At 68.7% G+C, this 15,051-nt stretch carries 19 protein-coding genes and 1 tRNA gene; 12 read left to right on the top strand and 8 right to left on the bottom strand.

What is annotated here, in order from left to right; translation table 11 throughout:
- Positions 1 to 38: 38 nt before the first annotated feature.
- Positions 39 to 740, bottom strand: a complete 702-nt coding sequence (locus AB0B61_RS20615) for an ATP-binding protein (RefSeq protein WP_358433955.1) — start codon at positions 738 to 740, stop codon at positions 39 to 41.
- Between the two features lie 997 nt (positions 741 to 1,737).
- Between AB0B61_RS20615 and AB0B61_RS20620 the strand changes: the two genes are divergently transcribed.
- The 4 genes from AB0B61_RS20620 (at position 1,738) to AB0B61_RS20635 (ending at position 3,401) form a co-directional block, all read left to right on the top strand.
- Positions 1,738 to 2,133, top strand: coding sequence for a hypothetical protein (locus tag AB0B61_RS20620; protein WP_358433957.1), 396 nt, complete (start codon positions 1,738 to 1,740; stop codon positions 2,131 to 2,133).
- A 16-nt stretch (positions 2,134 to 2,149) separates the two neighbouring features.
- A complete protein-coding gene (locus tag AB0B61_RS20625; RefSeq protein ID WP_358433960.1) occupies positions 2,150 to 2,317 on the top strand; it encodes a hypothetical protein in 168 nt (55 codons plus the stop codon).
- A 330-nt stretch (positions 2,318 to 2,647) separates the two neighbouring features.
- Positions 2,648 to 3,016, top strand: coding sequence for a hypothetical protein (locus tag AB0B61_RS20630; protein ID WP_358433963.1), 369 nt, complete (start codon positions 2,648 to 2,650; stop codon positions 3,014 to 3,016).
- 205 nt (positions 3,017 to 3,221) lie between these two features.
- Entirely contained in the window at positions 3,222 to 3,401 is a 180-nt protein-coding gene (locus AB0B61_RS20635; RefSeq protein ID WP_358433966.1) for a hypothetical protein, read from the top strand.
- Here the strand turns inward: AB0B61_RS20635 and AB0B61_RS20640 are convergent.
- From AB0B61_RS20640 to AB0B61_RS20650, 3 genes are all read right to left on the bottom strand, one after another.
- Positions 3,377 to 3,580 (bottom strand): hypothetical protein, encoded by a 204-nt coding sequence (locus AB0B61_RS20640; protein ID WP_358433968.1) that lies wholly within the window; start codon positions 3,578 to 3,580, stop codon positions 3,377 to 3,379. The two genes, AB0B61_RS20635 and AB0B61_RS20640, sit on opposite strands and share 25 nt — an antisense overlap.
- Before the next feature lie 319 nt (positions 3,581 to 3,899).
- A tRNA-Pro gene (locus tag AB0B61_RS20645) sits at positions 3,900 to 3,973 on the bottom strand.
- Positions 3,974 to 4,036: 63 nt separating this feature from the next.
- Complete coding sequence (locus AB0B61_RS20650) at positions 4,037 to 4,930, bottom strand: metallophosphoesterase (protein WP_357954461.1); 894 nt, start codon at positions 4,928 to 4,930, stop codon at positions 4,037 to 4,039.
- A 99-nt stretch (positions 4,931 to 5,029) separates the two neighbouring features.
- Between AB0B61_RS20650 and AB0B61_RS20655 the strand changes: the two genes are divergently transcribed.
- Positions 5,030 to 5,485 carry a GatB/YqeY domain-containing protein gene (locus AB0B61_RS20655; RefSeq protein ID WP_357653642.1) on the top strand — a complete coding sequence of 152 codons (456 nt, stop codon included), beginning with the start codon at positions 5,030 to 5,032 and terminating at the stop codon, positions 5,483 to 5,485.
- Between the two features lie 55 nt (positions 5,486 to 5,540).
- Here the strand turns inward: AB0B61_RS20655 and AB0B61_RS20660 are convergent, their stop codons facing one another.
- A complete protein-coding gene (locus tag AB0B61_RS20660; RefSeq protein WP_358433971.1) occupies positions 5,541 to 7,706 on the bottom strand; it encodes a transglycosylase domain-containing protein in 2,166 nt (721 codons plus the stop codon).
- Positions 7,707 to 7,992: 286 nt separating this feature from the next.
- On the opposite strand from AB0B61_RS20660, the gene AB0B61_RS20665 reads away from it, so the two are divergent.
- Positions 7,993 to 8,289 carry a WhiB family transcriptional regulator gene (locus AB0B61_RS20665; protein WP_148036282.1) on the top strand — a complete coding sequence of 99 codons (297 nt, stop codon included), beginning with the start codon at positions 7,993 to 7,995 and terminating at the stop codon, positions 8,287 to 8,289.
- A gap of 44 nt (positions 8,290 to 8,333) precedes the next feature.
- Here AB0B61_RS20665 and AB0B61_RS20670 read toward each other — a convergent pair whose 3' ends face one another.
- Positions 8,334 to 9,461, bottom strand: a complete 1,128-nt coding sequence (locus AB0B61_RS20670; protein WP_358433974.1) for an ArsA family ATPase — start codon at positions 9,459 to 9,461, stop codon at positions 8,334 to 8,336.
- Positions 9,458 to 10,453, bottom strand: a complete 996-nt coding sequence (locus AB0B61_RS20675; protein ID WP_358180291.1) for an ArsA-related P-loop ATPase — start codon at positions 10,451 to 10,453, stop codon at positions 9,458 to 9,460. Before AB0B61_RS20675 ends, AB0B61_RS20670 begins: the two co-directional genes overlap by 4 nt.
- Before the next feature lie 178 nt (positions 10,454 to 10,631).
- Between AB0B61_RS20675 and AB0B61_RS20680 the strand changes: the two genes are divergently transcribed.
- The 4 genes from AB0B61_RS20680 (at position 10,632) to AB0B61_RS20695 (ending at position 12,934) form a co-directional block, all read left to right on the top strand.
- Complete coding sequence (locus AB0B61_RS20680; protein WP_165959776.1) at positions 10,632 to 10,787, top strand: hypothetical protein; 156 nt, start codon at positions 10,632 to 10,634, stop codon at positions 10,785 to 10,787.
- On the top strand, positions 10,784 to 11,242 hold the full coding sequence (locus AB0B61_RS20685) for a RidA family protein (protein ID WP_358433977.1): 459 nt from the start codon (positions 10,784 to 10,786) through the stop codon (positions 11,240 to 11,242). The genes AB0B61_RS20680 and AB0B61_RS20685 overlap by 4 nt, the downstream gene beginning before the upstream one ends.
- Before the next feature lie 68 nt (positions 11,243 to 11,310).
- Positions 11,311 to 12,114, top strand: coding sequence for an NUDIX hydrolase (locus AB0B61_RS20690; protein WP_358433980.1), 804 nt, complete (start codon positions 11,311 to 11,313; stop codon positions 12,112 to 12,114).
- Positions 12,115 to 12,145: 31 nt separating this feature from the next.
- Positions 12,146 to 12,934 carry an MBL fold metallo-hydrolase gene (locus AB0B61_RS20695; protein ID WP_358433982.1) on the top strand — a complete coding sequence of 263 codons (789 nt, stop codon included), beginning with the start codon at positions 12,146 to 12,148 and terminating at the stop codon, positions 12,932 to 12,934.
- Here the strand turns inward: AB0B61_RS20695 and AB0B61_RS20700 are convergent.
- Entirely contained in the window at positions 12,916 to 13,596 is a 681-nt protein-coding gene (locus AB0B61_RS20700) for a Crp/Fnr family transcriptional regulator (protein WP_185069893.1), read from the bottom strand. The genes AB0B61_RS20695 and AB0B61_RS20700 overlap by 19 nt on opposite strands.
- A gap of 62 nt (positions 13,597 to 13,658) precedes the next feature.
- Here AB0B61_RS20700 and nth point away from each other — a divergent pair, with 62 nt between their 5' ends.
- Positions 13,659 to 14,360 carry an endonuclease III gene (nth, locus tag AB0B61_RS20705; RefSeq protein ID WP_358433985.1) on the top strand — a complete coding sequence of 234 codons (702 nt, stop codon included), beginning with the start codon at positions 13,659 to 13,661 and terminating at the stop codon, positions 14,358 to 14,360.
- A gap of 38 nt (positions 14,361 to 14,398) precedes the next feature.
- The gene (locus AB0B61_RS20710) at positions 14,399 to 15,046 is read left to right on the top strand and encodes a CoA pyrophosphatase (RefSeq protein ID WP_358433988.1); all 648 of its coding nucleotides are present in this window, start codon (positions 14,399 to 14,401) and stop codon (positions 15,044 to 15,046) included.
- Positions 15,047 to 15,051 lie beyond the last annotated feature (5 nt).

Raw genomic sequence — 15,051 nt, forward strand, 5'->3', positions numbered from 1 at the left:
CCGAGGGCGGACATACCTGCCGGTGCCTGACGGATCCGTCACTCGGCCGCTGGCCGATGTCGCCGCCGCGTCTCGGAGGCGTTGCCGTGTGCGAGCGAGGGCCATCGGTCCGCGGCCCACTCCGGCCAGCCCAGCCACCCCGGTGGCGGACCGGGGATGTCGCCGCCGCCGAGTTCGGTGGCATCCGGTGCCTGAAACTGCTTCCGCCATTCGTCGATGTCCGCCTCGCTCATCGGAAATGTCGTGTGCGGTGCGGTTGCCTGGCGGTGTGCGATCCGGGCGCGTTGGACGTCCTTGTCGATGGGCAGGTAGATGACGTGGCAGGCCGCCCCGGCCGATGTTGCCAGCCAGCGCAGCGCCGACCGTTCGTCGCGGCTCCAGAGCCCGAAGTCGAGCACGACGTTGGTGCCCAGTCGCAGCGCTTGCAGGGCTAGCGCGATGAGCCGTCCTTCCAGCATGTCGCGCTTGCCGTCGGGCTGCGACCCGTCGAACAGGGAGATCATCCACTCGTCCGGGGTCAGCCGCAGCGCGTGGTGCGCCGCGGCGAACTCCTTGGCCCGGGTGGTCTTTCCGGCGCCGGGGAGCCCGACCATCAGGAGAAGCTTGGCGGGTTCGGGCCGCACGTCATGCTTCGGCTTCGCTTCCGCGGTGGCCGCGGCCGGCTCGTCGGCGACGGCGAGGAAAGCCTCGGACGTGCGAGGAAGCGGCTCTTGGTGCGTTGGACGGAACTGCTGCGACATGGATTCGCTCCCCGGATCACGCGGGACGATCCGGCAGCACAGCGAGACACGCGATGGGCTGCCGGCGGGACACTGATCCGGCGGTACGCCCTGGCACCGACTCCAGCGGGGCAGGCAATAAGGCCGCGGTTTACGGCAACCGCGATACCGCCGCTAAGCGGCGGCGCGGATGTTCATAGCGGCGAAGCAACCCATGCCGCCACCATAACCGACAGCGCCGGCATGGTCGTCGACCGCGGCCGCGATCAGTGACCGTGCGGTCCTGCCACTGCCGATCAGCGCACCGGCTCCAAGTCGTCCTCATCGTCGTCGGTGTCCACCGGGTTGGGGCCAGGGCTTCGCGCAGCCAGCCGAGTTCGTCGGGGTAGAGCGCCCATCGCTGTGCCATGGTGCATCGCCCCGTCGATCATGTCGAGTAGATGCCGAGCAGGTTCACGTCGCCGCCGCGTCGGTCGTCGTACTCTGCGTTGCTAGTGCCCGCAACCCGTTGACCAAGTGCTGGCGGTGCGGCGGCAAGGGCGTGCTGCGGTCGTGGGTGCTGCCGTGGCGGTACCGGCCGTGCCCGCGCTGCCGTCGCAAGCGAGAGGTACGCGGACGGTTCGCCCGCCGCCGCTAGGCGTCGCTCGACGGCCCCGCAGTGAGATCGCGCAACTCGCGAGCGGACTCCAACTCGCGGCCCTTCTCCGGCAGGCCGTCGAGCATCTGCCCAATGATGCGACTCCGGATCGTGCAGAAGCCATGTGGCACATGGACGCGTTGGAGGCGGCATGACCACGATCGCCGTCCGGGTGCCGTACATCACTGCTTACAGCGAAGAGCTCGCACTGCATCCTCTCGCGTTCACCGCGGACCCAGAGGCGACGGACGGAGTGAGGCTCAGCTACGCCGACGTCGTCCCGCAGGACTGGATGTACGGCGTGCTCTGGGCGCGACAGGGACTACACCGCCGAGGCGTCCTGAGTGGAAGGTCGTCAACACGCTCCGACAGCGTCGGTGCATGCTGCACCTGCTCTGCCAGGTGTGCGGCGAAGCGGCGGCCGATCCCGTGGACAGCCGGATCTCGTGGGTGTTGGGCGATGACCCCGGCGACACCCCCGCCGGGGCGGGCTACACCAACGCGCCGCCCACGTGCGCCCGGTGCGTTTCGGCGGCGATCGCCAGTTGCCCGCGCCTGCGCCACGGTGCGGCCGTCTACAGCGTGGGCAGCGCCGAGCCGTACGGCGTCATCGGCGATGTTCTGCGGCCGTCACGGGATCGGCCGGTCGAGCTGGAGCGCAACGTCGTCATCTCTCTCGACTCCTTCCGCCGCCTGGAGTACGCGCTCGCCAAGCAACTGCTGGTCGTGCTCGAAGACCTGCGGCCCGCCCCGATCCAACACTGGCCTTCGACCTGACCGCAAGGAGAGCTCCGTGGAGCCACAAGACATCACCAGCCGTCGTGGGGCGTTCACCGTCATCGTGGGTATCGCGGCCACCTTTGCCTTTACCGGGGCGATCGTCGGAGCGGTGCTGCTCCGCGCCGCCGGCTGCAGCCGCCCCGAGGTCAGCATCGAACCCCTCCCAAGGGCGTCGCTGTGAATAACGTTCGCCCCCTCCGCTGCCCCTGCCGATGAAGACCGACCGGCTCGTTGAAGACAGCGCCCTCGACGGCCGGGCTGACGGCCGTTCCCCCGACCTCGCTCCGCGCGCCCTGCAGGTCGGCGACCGCTTCCTGCTGTGCTTTCACGAGCAAGTCACAGCACTTGCATAATCGTAACTATCTGACTACATTCTGTAACGACATTGCAGGGTGAGGAGCCTGAGTTGATGAGGCCGCGCCTATTCGGACGTCTTGTTGTCGCCGCGTCGTTAGCTACCGCCTCGCCAGGCGGATGCGACCAGCAGGATCCAATAGGCGAAAAAGGGCGAGTGCCCGACCCGACCTGCTTCATGGAGATCCTGCATGACGGCATCAGCGTGTCCCCGGCCGGGATCGGCGCGACTCTCCGATACTGGTGCGAAACGCCGCCGATCCGTCAACGCACCTCGCTGCGACTACAACTGCGGGACACAAACGGCCGCTGGGTGACCCTGGATGAGCAGGACGACCGCCAGGTTCCCACCGAGGAGAAGCGGACACTGACTACGGCGGCGCCGTGCATCCCCGGCCTCTGGCGGGCGCGAGGCACCGCAGTTGGCGCTTTGCGTGGCAGCGATGGCAAGGTGAAGGAGTACGAGCCCGCACAGAAGGACTCGCCTGAGAGGGTGGTGAGCGCCGATGACTGTGGAACCGGGTGAACGGCGCCGGGCCGCGTTGGGCCACCTCGCAGACGTGCTCCGTCTGTGCCTGACCGGCCGGCCCCGCCGCGGCGTACTCGGCTACGCGTCCTCCGGCCAGACCGGACTCGCCCGATTCACAGCCCGGTGGCGAGCACTACCGGGCGCGATTGCTCGCATCGCCCGGTCCGCACCACCGGCGGGGCCGCCAACGACAGCCCATTGGGTGCTCACGCGGGAAAACAGCGGGTGGGCTGTACGGCCGGTCGGCGTCGACGGGCCGCCCGCCTACTTCACCGCAGTCACCCCCCTCGACGACCAGAACGCGGCGTTCGACTGGGCCGAGGGCGTGACGCCCTGCGTTGATCGCAAGCGCATCTCCTATGCCGGGCCGCCGTCAGCCTGATCCGCCGAGAGGTCGATCACCATCGCGTCGGTGACGACCGCATCCGGTGCGGACCGGACGGTGCCGACGATCTGCCACCCCCACCGCTGGTACATCGCGTGCGCTGGCGTGTCCGGCCGGGACAGCAGCATCGCGCATGGCTCATCGCGGGCGTCGAGGAGCAGGGCCCGTATCACCACACGGGACCCCGGCCCACATCCGCCGTTAGGACAGTACGCAGGGACCGCTTAGCGTTGTCGTTCACGTGTGCCTCCTGTGAGGGGTTGGAACCCGACCGGCCGGGAGCTTGAGAGGCTATGTCACGGAAGCGGTCTACCGGCACCAGCTCAAGCCAGTGATCACTAAGGCTACCCGCGCCATGAACACCGTCTTTGGTGACAAGCCGACGGGTTGAGTCCAAGTGAGATGGCTCCCCGATTGGCGCTGCTATCGACTTCCAGAAACGGAAAAGGGCCCGACCCGCTTAGCGGATCAAGCCCTCTACCTGGTCTATCTGGGTCGGGGTGGCGGGATTTGAACCCACGGCCTCTTCGTCCCGAACGAAGCGCGCTGCCAAGCTGCGCTACACCCCGGTGCACGCCCTCTTGCGCGTGCTTGAGAAGTCTAGCTGACTTCGCGGGTGCTTGTGACCGCGTTTATCGGCGCGGGACCAGGGTGAGCAACGAGGCCTCCGGGAAGCAGGCGAAGCGGACCGGCGCGTACGGCGAGGTGCCGAGGCCGGCCGAGACGTGCAGCCAGGCGTTGTCGTGGCGGTTGAGGCCCTTGACGCGGGGCCGGTCGATGCCGCAGTTGGTGACCAGGGCGCCGTAGAACGGGATGCACAGCTGGCCGCCGTGCGTGTGGCCGGCCAGGAGGAGTTGGTAGCCGTCGGCGGCGAAGCGGGTCATGTTGCGGGGCTCGGGGGAGTGCATGACGCCGAGGCGGAGGTCGGCGTCGGCCGGGGCGGGGCCGGCGACCAGGTCGTAGCGGTCGCGGTCGATGTGGGAGTCGTGGATGCCCGCCACCGCCACGTCGAGGTCGCCGATCTTGAGGCGGGCGGTGGTGTTGTTCATGTCGAGCCAGCCCTCGGCCGCCATGCCGGCGCCCAGCTCCTCCCAGGGGAGGGTCGGGACGTGCTGGCGGCGCTCGTTCTTGGAGGTGCGCCAGAGGTAGCGGGCCGGGTTCTTGGGCTTGGGGGCGTAGAGGTCGTTGGAGCCGTACACGAACATGCCGGGACGGGCCAGCAGGGGCTCCAGGGCGTGCAGGAGCGCGGGTACGGCCTCAGGGTGGGCGATCGAGTCGCCCGTGTTGACGACCAGGTCGGGCTCCAGGGAGCCGAGCGAGCGGACCCAGTTGATCAGCATCCTGCGGCCCGGCGTCAGGTGCAGGTCGGACAGGTGGAGGATGCGTACGGGCCGCTGCCCGCGCTCCAGCACGGGCACGTCGAAGCGGCGCAGGCGGAACCAGTTGCGCTCGACGACGGAGGCGTAACCCAGACCGGCCAGGCCGAGGCCGAGGATGGACAGTGGTATGGCGGCAGCTTTCCTCACTCATTCATGATGCCCGACATCCGGCCCCAGGCGTCCCGAGTACGTGAGATGGGGCTCCGTGAGCACGTAGCCGTCCCTACAGGCGGCAAGATGGACGGCATGAGCGCATTGAAGGACAAGCTGAAGGCCGATCTGACGGCCTCGCTGAAGAGCCGGGACGAGGTACGTCTCCGGACGGTTCGTATGGCACTGGCCGCGGTCAATGTCGAGGAGGTCGCCGGCAAGGCGGCCAGGGAGCTCTCCGACGACGAGATCATCAAGGTGCTGACCAAGGAGGCCAAGAAGCGCCGCGAGGCGGCCGAGGCGTTCGGGAACGCCGGGCGCGCGGAGCAGGCGCAGGCGGAGCTCGACGAGCAGGCGGTGCTGGAGGAATACCTGCCGGCGCAGCTCTCCGACGAGGAGCTCGGCCGCCTCGTCGACGAGGCCGTCGCCGAGACCGGCGCCGCCGGCCCGCAGGCGATGGGTCAGGTGATGAAGGTCGTCAATCCCAAGGTCGCCGGTCGCGCGGAGGGGGGACGGGTCGCCGCCGCCGTTCGCGCGCGACTGTCCGCCTGACCAAGACCCGAAGACCGGGTGCCCGCCACGAACGCGGGCACCCAGGGCATTCAGGTCAGTTGCGCCCGCGCCCGCGTCCCCGGCCGTTGTCGTCGCGGTTGAACTGGTCGAACTGGTCGAAGAAGTCGTCCGGAGGCCCGCCCTGGTCGTCCTTCTTCTCCTTCTTGGGCTTGGGGGCGCAGTTGTCGGCGCAGCCGCCGAACCGATCGTGGTTGACCGGCGTGAACTCGGTGGGTTCGACGCCCTTGAGCGCCCCCATCATCGCCTGCTTCCAGATGCGGCCCGAGATCGTGGCCCCGTACACGTAGCTGTAGTAGCGGCCGCCGATGGTGACGCCGATCAGGTTGTGGGTGAAGGCGCCGCGCGGGTCGCCGAGGCTGACGGCGGAGGCCAGGTTCGGGGTGTAACCGGCGAACCAGGCGGCCGTGTAGCCGTCGGTGGTGCCCGTCTTGCCCGCCGCGTCCCGGCCGATGCCACCGACCTCTTGCATCGTGCCCTTGGTGAACACGCCCGAGAGGATGCCGCTGACGGCGTCGGCGACCTCCTCCTCCATGACCTTGGAGCACTTGGGCTTGTACTGCGTTGCCTTACCGTTGCGGTCCTTGATCTCGGTGATCGCCAGCGGCTTGCAGAACTGGCCGCGTGAGGCGAAGACGGCGTAGGTGCTGGCCACGGTGACCGGGTCCACCTCGTTGATGCCGAGGGTGAACGTCTCGAACTCGCGCAGCTTCGCGCCGTCGGCCCGCTTGAGCCCGATCCGCTTGGCCAGCTTGACGACCTTGCAGAGCGTGACGCGCTCCTCCAGTCGCATGAAGAAGGTGTTGACCGAGCCCCAGGTGCCGGTCTGCAGCGTCTTGAAGCCGCCGCCGCCCTCGCTGGAGTTGCGCACCTCATGGGTGGGGTCGCCGACCCGCTTGCCGTCGCAGTTCTTGAAGGCGCCGTAGCCGGACGCGGTGAAGCCGGCGGGCGCCGGGTAGCCGTCCCCGTACTTCAGGCCCTCCTCGAGCGCTGTGGCGAGCGTGTAGGCCTTCGCCGTCGAGCCCTGCTGGAAGCCGCCGCCACCGCCGTGCTTGGCGTCGGCGACGACGTTGTAGCTCATCTCGTTCTTCTTCTTGCTGCCGCCGAACTTGCGCGAGGCCGCCATCGCCTTGATCTCGCCGGTGCCCGGCACGACCATCGCCTGCGAGGCCACCGGCTTGTCCTTGGTGCTGACGTACTCCTTGATGGCCTTATCAGCGGCTTTCTGCATCTTCGGGTCGATCGTGGTCTTGATCGTGAGACCGCCGCGCTGGAGCAGTCTGAGGCGCTCCTTGGGGGTCTTGCCGAAATCCTCGTCGTTGAGGATCTCGTTCTGGACGTAGAGGCAGAAGTACGGGTACTTGCTCTCCTCGCAACCGCCTTCGACCTTGGTGTCCTTGAAGACGAGCTTCTTGGCCTTGGCCTCGGCAGCTTCCTGCGGCGTGATCTTGCCGAGTTCGGCCATCCGGTCGAGGACGACGTTGCGGCGGGCCTTCAGCAGCTCCCTGGACGCCTTGCTGACGTTCGGGTCGGTCCTGTTGGGGTTCTGGACGGCGCCCGCGAGCGTGGCCGCCTCGACGAGGTTGAGGGCGGAGGCCGGCTTGCCGAAGAAGCGCTTGGCGGCGGCCTGGATGCCGTGCGCGCCGGCGCCGAAGTAGGCGATGTTCAGATATTTCTCAAGGATCTGGTCCTTGGAGTACTTCTTCTCGACCGCCATGGCGTAGCGCAGTTCGTTGAGCTTGCGGCCGACGCTGGTCTCGATGGCCGCGGCCTGCTCCTCTTTGGTCTCGGCCGAGTTGAGGAGCACCTGCTTGACGTACTGCTGTGTGATCGACGAGCCGCCCTGGGTCACGCCGCCCTGGGTGAGGTTCTTGACGAGGGCGCGGGCCGTTCCCTCCACGTCGATCGGGCCGTGCTGGTAGAACCGGAAGTCCTCGATCGAGATCAGCGCCGTCCGCATGATGGGGGCGACCTTGTCGAGACTCACCGATTCGCGGTTCTCGTAGAAGAACTGGGCTATCTTCTTGCCGTTGGCGTCCATCAGCTTCGTGCGCTCGGGCAACGGGGGTTCGGCCAGGTCCTCGGGCTTCAGGTTGATCCCCGTCATCGCGGACTTGGCGGATATCCCCGCCCCACCGACCGCGGGAAGGGCTATGGCGGCCGTGAGCACTCCCGCGACCGCGCCTGCGGCGATCAGCCGCACGATGTTCAAGATCGGCGAGGAACGATCTTTGCCCTGAGCTTGCACAAGTCCAAGAGTACGTCGAATGAGTGACCTTATCGGTAACTCGGCACCATTTCGCCTTGACTGACGGGGGTGACTAGTCATTCCCGGTCAAGAGTCCAGCGAGAAATTGGTCCTCTGGGGTCTGTCGGCCCGAACGTCTAGTTGCGTACGTTCTCCTCTGCGGCAACTGAATACGGAGGCTCGGCGCCCGCGCCCGTCGGCCCCAAATGACGACTGACCACCTAAGGGGAGTGGGGTCGAAATGTGGATCACGGATTGGACCTCCCGTGCCGCCTGTCGAGGAGCGGACCCGGACGCGCTGTTCGTCCAGGGAGCCGCTCAGAACAGGGCGAAGCTGATCTGCCGAGGATGCCCGGTCCGTACCGAATGCCTCGCCGATGCGCTGGACAACCGCATCGAGTTTGGCGTGTGGGGCGGCATGACGGAACGGGAACGACGGGCTCTGCTACGGCGGCGTCCTGACGTGGACTCATGGCGAGAGCTGCTCGAGTCTGCCAAGGAAGAGTACGAACGGACTAACGAGCTGATCGCAGGCTGACCCTAGCCTCGGGCGTACGGCCGGTGCTCGCACCGGCCGTACTCTCATGTGCTCGCGAGGAGTTCCCCGATCCGGTGCAGACCCGCTAGATCGTGGACATCCTCCGACATCGCACGTACCTGGACGACCGGCACTGTGGGGTGGGCCGACAGGAAATGGTCCTGCTCCCGGTGTTCGCGGGCGGCGAGTTGCATTCTGCCGGTGTGCAGCCGCAGTACGGCGGCGGTCAACTCGTGTTCGCCCCGCGACTCCAGGTCTTCCGCCGCGGCGGCGCTGCGCGCGGCCGAGAGCGCCGCTGCGGTGGGTTCGTGCACCCGGTTGACCACCAGGCCGGCCAGGGGCATGCGCTCCTCAGCGAGCCGCTCGACGAAGTAGGAGGCCTCACGCATCGCGTCGCGCTCCGGCGCGGCCACCACCACGAAGGCGGTGCCTGGCGCCTGGAGCAGCCGATAGGTCATCTCCGCGCGCTGCCTGAACCCGCCGAAGACGGCGTCCAGCGCCGACACGAACGTCTGCAGGTCCTTGATGACCTGCGCGCCCAGCAGCTTGGTCATCGCGCCCGCCATGATCCCGAACCCGGCGTTGAGCAGCCGGAACGCGCTGCGCCCTCCCGCCTTGGCCGGCGCGGTCAGCAGCCGGATGAACCTCCCGTCGAGGAAGCGGCCGAGCCGCTCAGGGGCGTCGAGGAAGTCGAGCGCGGACCGCGAGGGCGGCGTGTCGACGATGATCAGATCCCACTCGTCCGAGCGGCGCAGCTGGCCCAGCTTCTCCATCGCCATGTACTCCTGGGTGCCGGCGAAGCTGGAGGACAGCGACTGGTAGAAGGGGTTCGACAGGATCTGGCGGGCCCGGTCGGGGTCGGCGTGCGCCTCGATGATCTCGTCGAACGTGCGCTTCATGTCCAGCATCATCGCGAACAGCTGGCCGCCGCCCTCGGGTGAGCTGATCAGGCGCGGGGTGTTGTCGAGCTCGGTGAGCCCCATCGACTGCGCCAGCCGCCGCGCGGGGTCCACGGTCAGCACGACCGCGCACCTGCCGCGCTCGGCGGCCCGCAGCCCCAGCGCGGCGGCCGTGGTGGTCTTGCCCACGCCGCCGGCGCCGCAGCAGACGATGATCCGGGTGCCCTGGTCGTCGAGTATGGCGTCGACGTCGAGTACGGGGGGCTTCTTCACGCTGCTCCCTGGGTGCGGATGGCCTCGGCCAGCTCGTACAGGCCGCTCAGATCGACGCCGTCGGCCAGCAGTGGCAACTCGTAGGACGGCAGCGTCGCCTCCGCCAGAGAGGCGCGCTCGGCCCGCTCCAGCTCGGTACGGCGGGCATGCTCGGCGACCTCTTCGGCCAGAGCCTCCGCCACTGTGGAGGCGCCGTCGGAGAGACCGGCCGCCTTGAGCCCGAGTGTGAGCTCGGCGACGTCGAATCGGCCCTTGACAGCACTGTCAAGTGCGGCCTGTGGAAGGAGTGATTCACGAACCATGTTGATGAAGATTCCGCCGGGCGGCAGCCCCGCCGACCGCAATTCGGCGATGCCGTCGAGCGTCTCCTGCACCGGCATCTCCTCCAGCAAGGTGATGAAGTGCACCGCCGTTTCCGGAGATTTCACGACCTTGCTCACCAGATCGGAGTGATTCTTGATCGGGCCGACCCTGGCCAGCCCGGCGACCTCCTGAGTGACGTTCAGGAAGCGCGAGATGCGGCCGGTGGGCGGCGCGTCGAGCACGACGGCGTCATAGATCCGCTTGCCGTTCTTGCCGCGCCTGCGTACGGCCTCGGAGGTCTTGCCGGTGACGAGGACGTCGCGGAAACCGGGGGCGACGGTGGTCGCGAAGTCGACGATGCCCATCTTGGTCAGCGCCCGGCCCGCCCTGCGCATGCCGTAGAACATCTCCATGTATTCGAGCATGGCCTCCTCAGGGTCTATGGCCAGCGCGTAGACGTCGCCGCCCGATGGGGCCACGGCGATCCGGCGCTCCTCGTACGGCAGCGGTGGCAGGTCGAAGATCTGCGCGATGCCCTGCCTGCCCTCCACCTCGACGAGCAGCACCTTGCGCCCGCCCGAGGCCAGTGCCAGGGCGAGGGCCGCGGCGACCGTGGTCTTGCCTGTGCCGCCCTTGCCGGTGACCACGTGCAGTCGCACGCCGTCCCAATCGGTGTCCCGAGAGTCCACGTTTCGAGGCTACCGAACGGTCACTTGCCGAAAGCCGACGACCACCCTTTGAGATTGCTCACACTATGAGGTGCCTCGTCCAGCGGGTGCATCCCGGGTTGCGGGTTTGAGCGCCTATGGCGTGCCGCGTTCAGCGGTGCGCCACAGGTAGCGGTTCTCAGCACCTACGCTTGCCCCCATGAAGAAATGGGAGTACCTGACGGCTCCGGTGCTGATCCACAACACCAAGATGATCCTGGACAACTTCGGGGCCGACGGCTGGGAGCTGGTCCAGATCCTGCAGGGTGCCACGCCCGAGCAGCTCGTCGCCTACTTCAAGAGGGAGAAGCAGTGACGCCCGAAGAGAAGATCGCCGAACTCGGGCTGACGCTGCCCGAGGTCGTCGCGCCCCTGGCCGCCTATGTGCCGGCCGTACGGACCGGCGACCTCGTCTACACCTCGGGCCAGCTGCCCATGGTCGACGGCAAGCTCGCGCAGACCGGCAAGGTCGGCGCCGAGGTCGGCCTTGACGACGCCCGCGAGCTGGCCCGGATCTGCGCGCTCAACGCGCTGGCCGCGCTGAAGTCCGAGGTCGGCGACCTGCGGAAGGTCGTGCGGATCGTCAAGGTCGTGGCGTTCGTGGCCAGCGACCCCGCCTTCACGCAGCAGCCTCAGGTCGCCAACGGGGCGAGTGAGCTGCTCGCCGAGGTGCTGGGGGAGGCGGGCAAGCACGCCCGCAGCGCGGTGGGCGTCGCGTCCCTGCCGCTCGACGCTCCGGTCGAGGTGGAGCTGATCGCCGAGGTCTCCTGAGAGTCGGGATATGTCACCATGACCCGAGTGATGTTCTAGAAGCCTGAGTTGTTCTAGAAGGAGGTCATGTGACTGGTCTTCAACTCCCAGACGAGCTCGCCGAGCGGGCGAGGGACATCCTCGCCGGACGCGTCCAGCCGGTCCCCGCGCGGGACGCCGCCACGGTGGTCATCCTGCGTGAGGGGCCGGAGGTCTATCTGCTCCGGCGCAAGTCCACGATGGCCTTCGCCGCGGGCGCGTACGTCTTCCCAGGCGGCTCGGTCGATCCCCGTGACACCGACCACGCGGTCGCCTGGGCCGGGCCGTCTCCGGCGGACTGGGGCGCGGTCTTCGGCGCGGACGAGGGGGTCGCGCGCGGGCTGGTCTGCGCGGCCGTACGGGAGACGTTCGAGGAGTCCGGGGTACTGCTCGCGGGGCCGGGGCCCGATTCGGTGGTCGACGACACCACCGGGGACGACTGGGAGGCCGACCGGCTCGCGCTGATCGACAGGAGCCTGTCCTTCGCCGACTTCCTCGCCAAGCGCGGCCTGGTGCTCCGCTCGGACCTGCTCAAGCCGTGGGCGCACTGGATCACGCCGGAGATCGAGACCCGGCGCTTCGACACCCGCTTCTTCGCCGCCGTACTCCCTGAGGGGCAGCGCACCCGCGACGTCGGCGGCGAGGCCGACCAGGTCGCCTGGAAGCGCCCGGCCGACGCCGTCGAGCTGGCGCACGAGGGGAAGATCTTCCTGATGCCGCCCACCTACCGCACGCTGACCGAGCTGGCCGCCTGCGACTCCGTCGCGGACGTCCTGGCCGCGCGGCGGGAGATCGTCACGATCCTGCCCAGGGTCGTGGAGGTCGACGGCGAGTTCCAGTTGGTGACGGCATGAGCTTTGGTGACGGCATGAGTTTGGTGGAGAAATGAGCGGTCTGCACATTCCGGCCGGCTCGCCCGACGGATCCCGTACGACCCACGCCGAGAACCTGCTCGCCCCCAACCCGTCGCCGATGACCCTCGACGGGACCAACACCTGGATCATCGGCGACCGGGACACCATCGTCATAGATCCGGGCCCCGACGACGAGGGGCACCTGCGCCGGGTCGCCGACCACCTGGCCGAGCGCCGGGTGAGCTGGATCCTGCTCACCCACGGCCACCACGACCACAGCGGCGGCGCCCGGCGCTTCGCCGAACTGGTCGGCGCGCCCGTGCGGGCGCTCGACCCCAAGCACCGGCTCGGCGACGAGGGACTGGGCGACGGCGACGTGGTGAGCGCCGGTGACGTCGAGGTGCGCGTGTACGGCACACCGGGACACTCGTTCGACTCGCTCTGCTTCTGGCTGCCCCAGGACCAGGCCATGCTGACCGGCGACACCGTGCTCGGCCGCGGCACCACGGTGATCGCCCCCGACGGTGACCTGGCCGACTATCTGCGCAGCCTCGACCGCCTCAGGGCCATGGCCGACGAGCTGGGCGTGGCGGCGCTGCTGCCGGGCCACGGCCCGGTGCTGGCCGATCCGATCGGCGTGCTGGACGGCTACATCGCGCACCGGCGCCAGCGCCTCGACCAGATCAGGGCGGCGCTGCGCCAGGGCGCCAAGACGCCCCGCCAGATCGTGGAGATCGTCTACAACGACGTCGACACGTCACTCTGGCCCGCGGCCGAGATGTCGGTGCGGGCCCAGCTGGACTACCTCGAGCGGTTGTAGAGGCGGTCCATGTCGAGGATGACCACGGCCTTGGCCTCGATCCGCAGCCAGCCGCGCTGCGCGAAGTCGGCGAGGGCCTTGTTGACCGTCTCGCGTGAGGCGCCGACGAGCTGGGCCAGCTCCTCCTGGGTGAGATCGTGGTGGACGCGCAGCCCGTCGTCGGTCTTGGTGCCGAACCGCTCGGCCAGGTCGAGCAGCTGCTTGGCCACCCGGCCGGGCACGTCGGTGAAGACCAGGTCGGCCAGCACGTCGTTGGTGCGCCGCAGCCGCTGGGCCAGCGCCCGCAGCAGGTGGAGCGCCACCTCGGGGCGGCCGGTGAGCCAGGGGCGCAGGTCGTCGTGGCCCAGCCCGGCCAGGCGCACGTCGGTCAGCGCGGTCGCGGAGGCCGTACGGGGGCGCGGGTCGAACAGCGACAGCTCGCCGAACATCTCGCTCGGGCCGAGCACGCTCAGCAGGTTCTCGCGGCCGTCGGGCGAGGTGCGCGACAGTTTGATCTTGCCTTCGAGCACGACGTAGAGACGGTCGCCCGTCTCGTTCTCATGGAAGAGCGTCTGCCCCTTGGACAGCTGGACTTCGGTGATGCTCGTCCGCAGCGCCGCGGCGCTCTCGCGGTCAAGCGCGGCGAACAGGGGGGCCTTGCCCAGCACATCTTCGGTGTTCACTCTGCCTCCTCTGCTGCCATTGTGACGCACCCCACTCCAGGCGGCGCACGTAGGCTATGGGAATGCCCACTGAGTCCAGGCTCGCCCTCGTGCGTCGCGCACGCCGGATGAATCGCATCCTGGCGGAAACCTACCCCGAGGCCCATTGCGAGCTCGACTTCGGTACCCCGCTCGAACTGCTGGTCGCGACGATCCTCTCGGCGCAGTGTACGGACAAGAGGGTCAACATGGTTACTCCGCTACTCTTCGCCAAGTACCCGACGGTGGATGACTATGCGGGCGCCGACCGAGCCGAGATGGAAGAGATCATCCGCTCGACGGGGTTCTTCCGCGCCAAGACCAACAGCATCATCGGCATGGCCCAGGCGGTGTGCGAGCAGCACGGCGGGGTGGTGCCCGGCAAGCTGAAGGACCTGGTCAAGCTGCCCGGCGTGGGCCGCAAGACCGCCAACGTGGTGCTCGGCAACGCCTTCGGCGTGCCCGGGCTCACCGTCGACACCCACTTCCAGCGGCTGGTCCGCCGCTTCGGCTGGACCGACGAGACCGACCCGGTCAAGATCGAGCACGTGGTGGCGGAGCTGATCCCCAAACGCGAGTGGACGATCTTCTCGCACCGGGTCATCTGGCACGGGCGCCGCATCTGCCACGCCCGTACGCCGGCCTGCGGCGTCTGCCCGCTGGCCGCCCTCTGCCCCTCGTACGGAACCGGCCCCACGGACGCCGTCAAGGCCCAGAAGCTCGTCAGACCGGGCCCCTTTTCCTGAATGGGAAGTCCCAGAACCCCTGGTGTGTTGGAGATTGCGTGACTCAGGTGCCCGACTGGCTCGACACGCTCGCGGCGCAGGCCGTAATCACTTCGGTGCCCGCCGGGCTGCGCCCGCCCGCTGAGGGAGGGCGGCCCGCGGCGGTCCTGCTGCTGTTCGGCGAGGGCCCGCTCGGGCCCGACGTGCTGCTCATCCAGCGCAGCTCGCGCGGGCGCAGGCACGCGGGCCAGCCGGCCTTCCCCGGCGGCGGCGTGGACCCGGAGGACGGCGGGCCCGTCGGGGCGGCGCTGCGCGAGGCCGAGGAGGAGACCGGTCTCGATCCGCGGGGCGTGACGGTGCTCTGCACGATGCCCGAGCTCTACATCTGGCGCAGCGACAACCGGGTCACACCGGTCGTCGGCTGGTGGCGTACCCCGTCGGCGGTGCACGCGGCCTCGCCCGCCGAGGTCGAGTCCGTGGAGCGGGTGCCGATCGCCGAGCTGGTCGATCCGGGCAACCGGTTCACGCTGCGGCATCCGGGCGGCTACGCCGGGCCCGCCTTCCGGGTGCGCGGGATGCTGGTGTGGGGGTTCACCGCGATGGTGCTCGACGGGGTGCTGCGCGAAGGCGGTCTTGAGCGGCCGTGGGACCCCGGGCGGGTGGAGGAGATGCCGCCCGACGTCCTGGACATGGCCGCACGGGGCTGAAGCAC

The sequence above is a fragment of the Nonomuraea sp. NPDC049158 genome, from assembly GCF_040648335.1.
Classification (GTDB): domain Bacteria; phylum Actinomycetota; class Actinomycetes; order Streptosporangiales; family Streptosporangiaceae; genus Nonomuraea.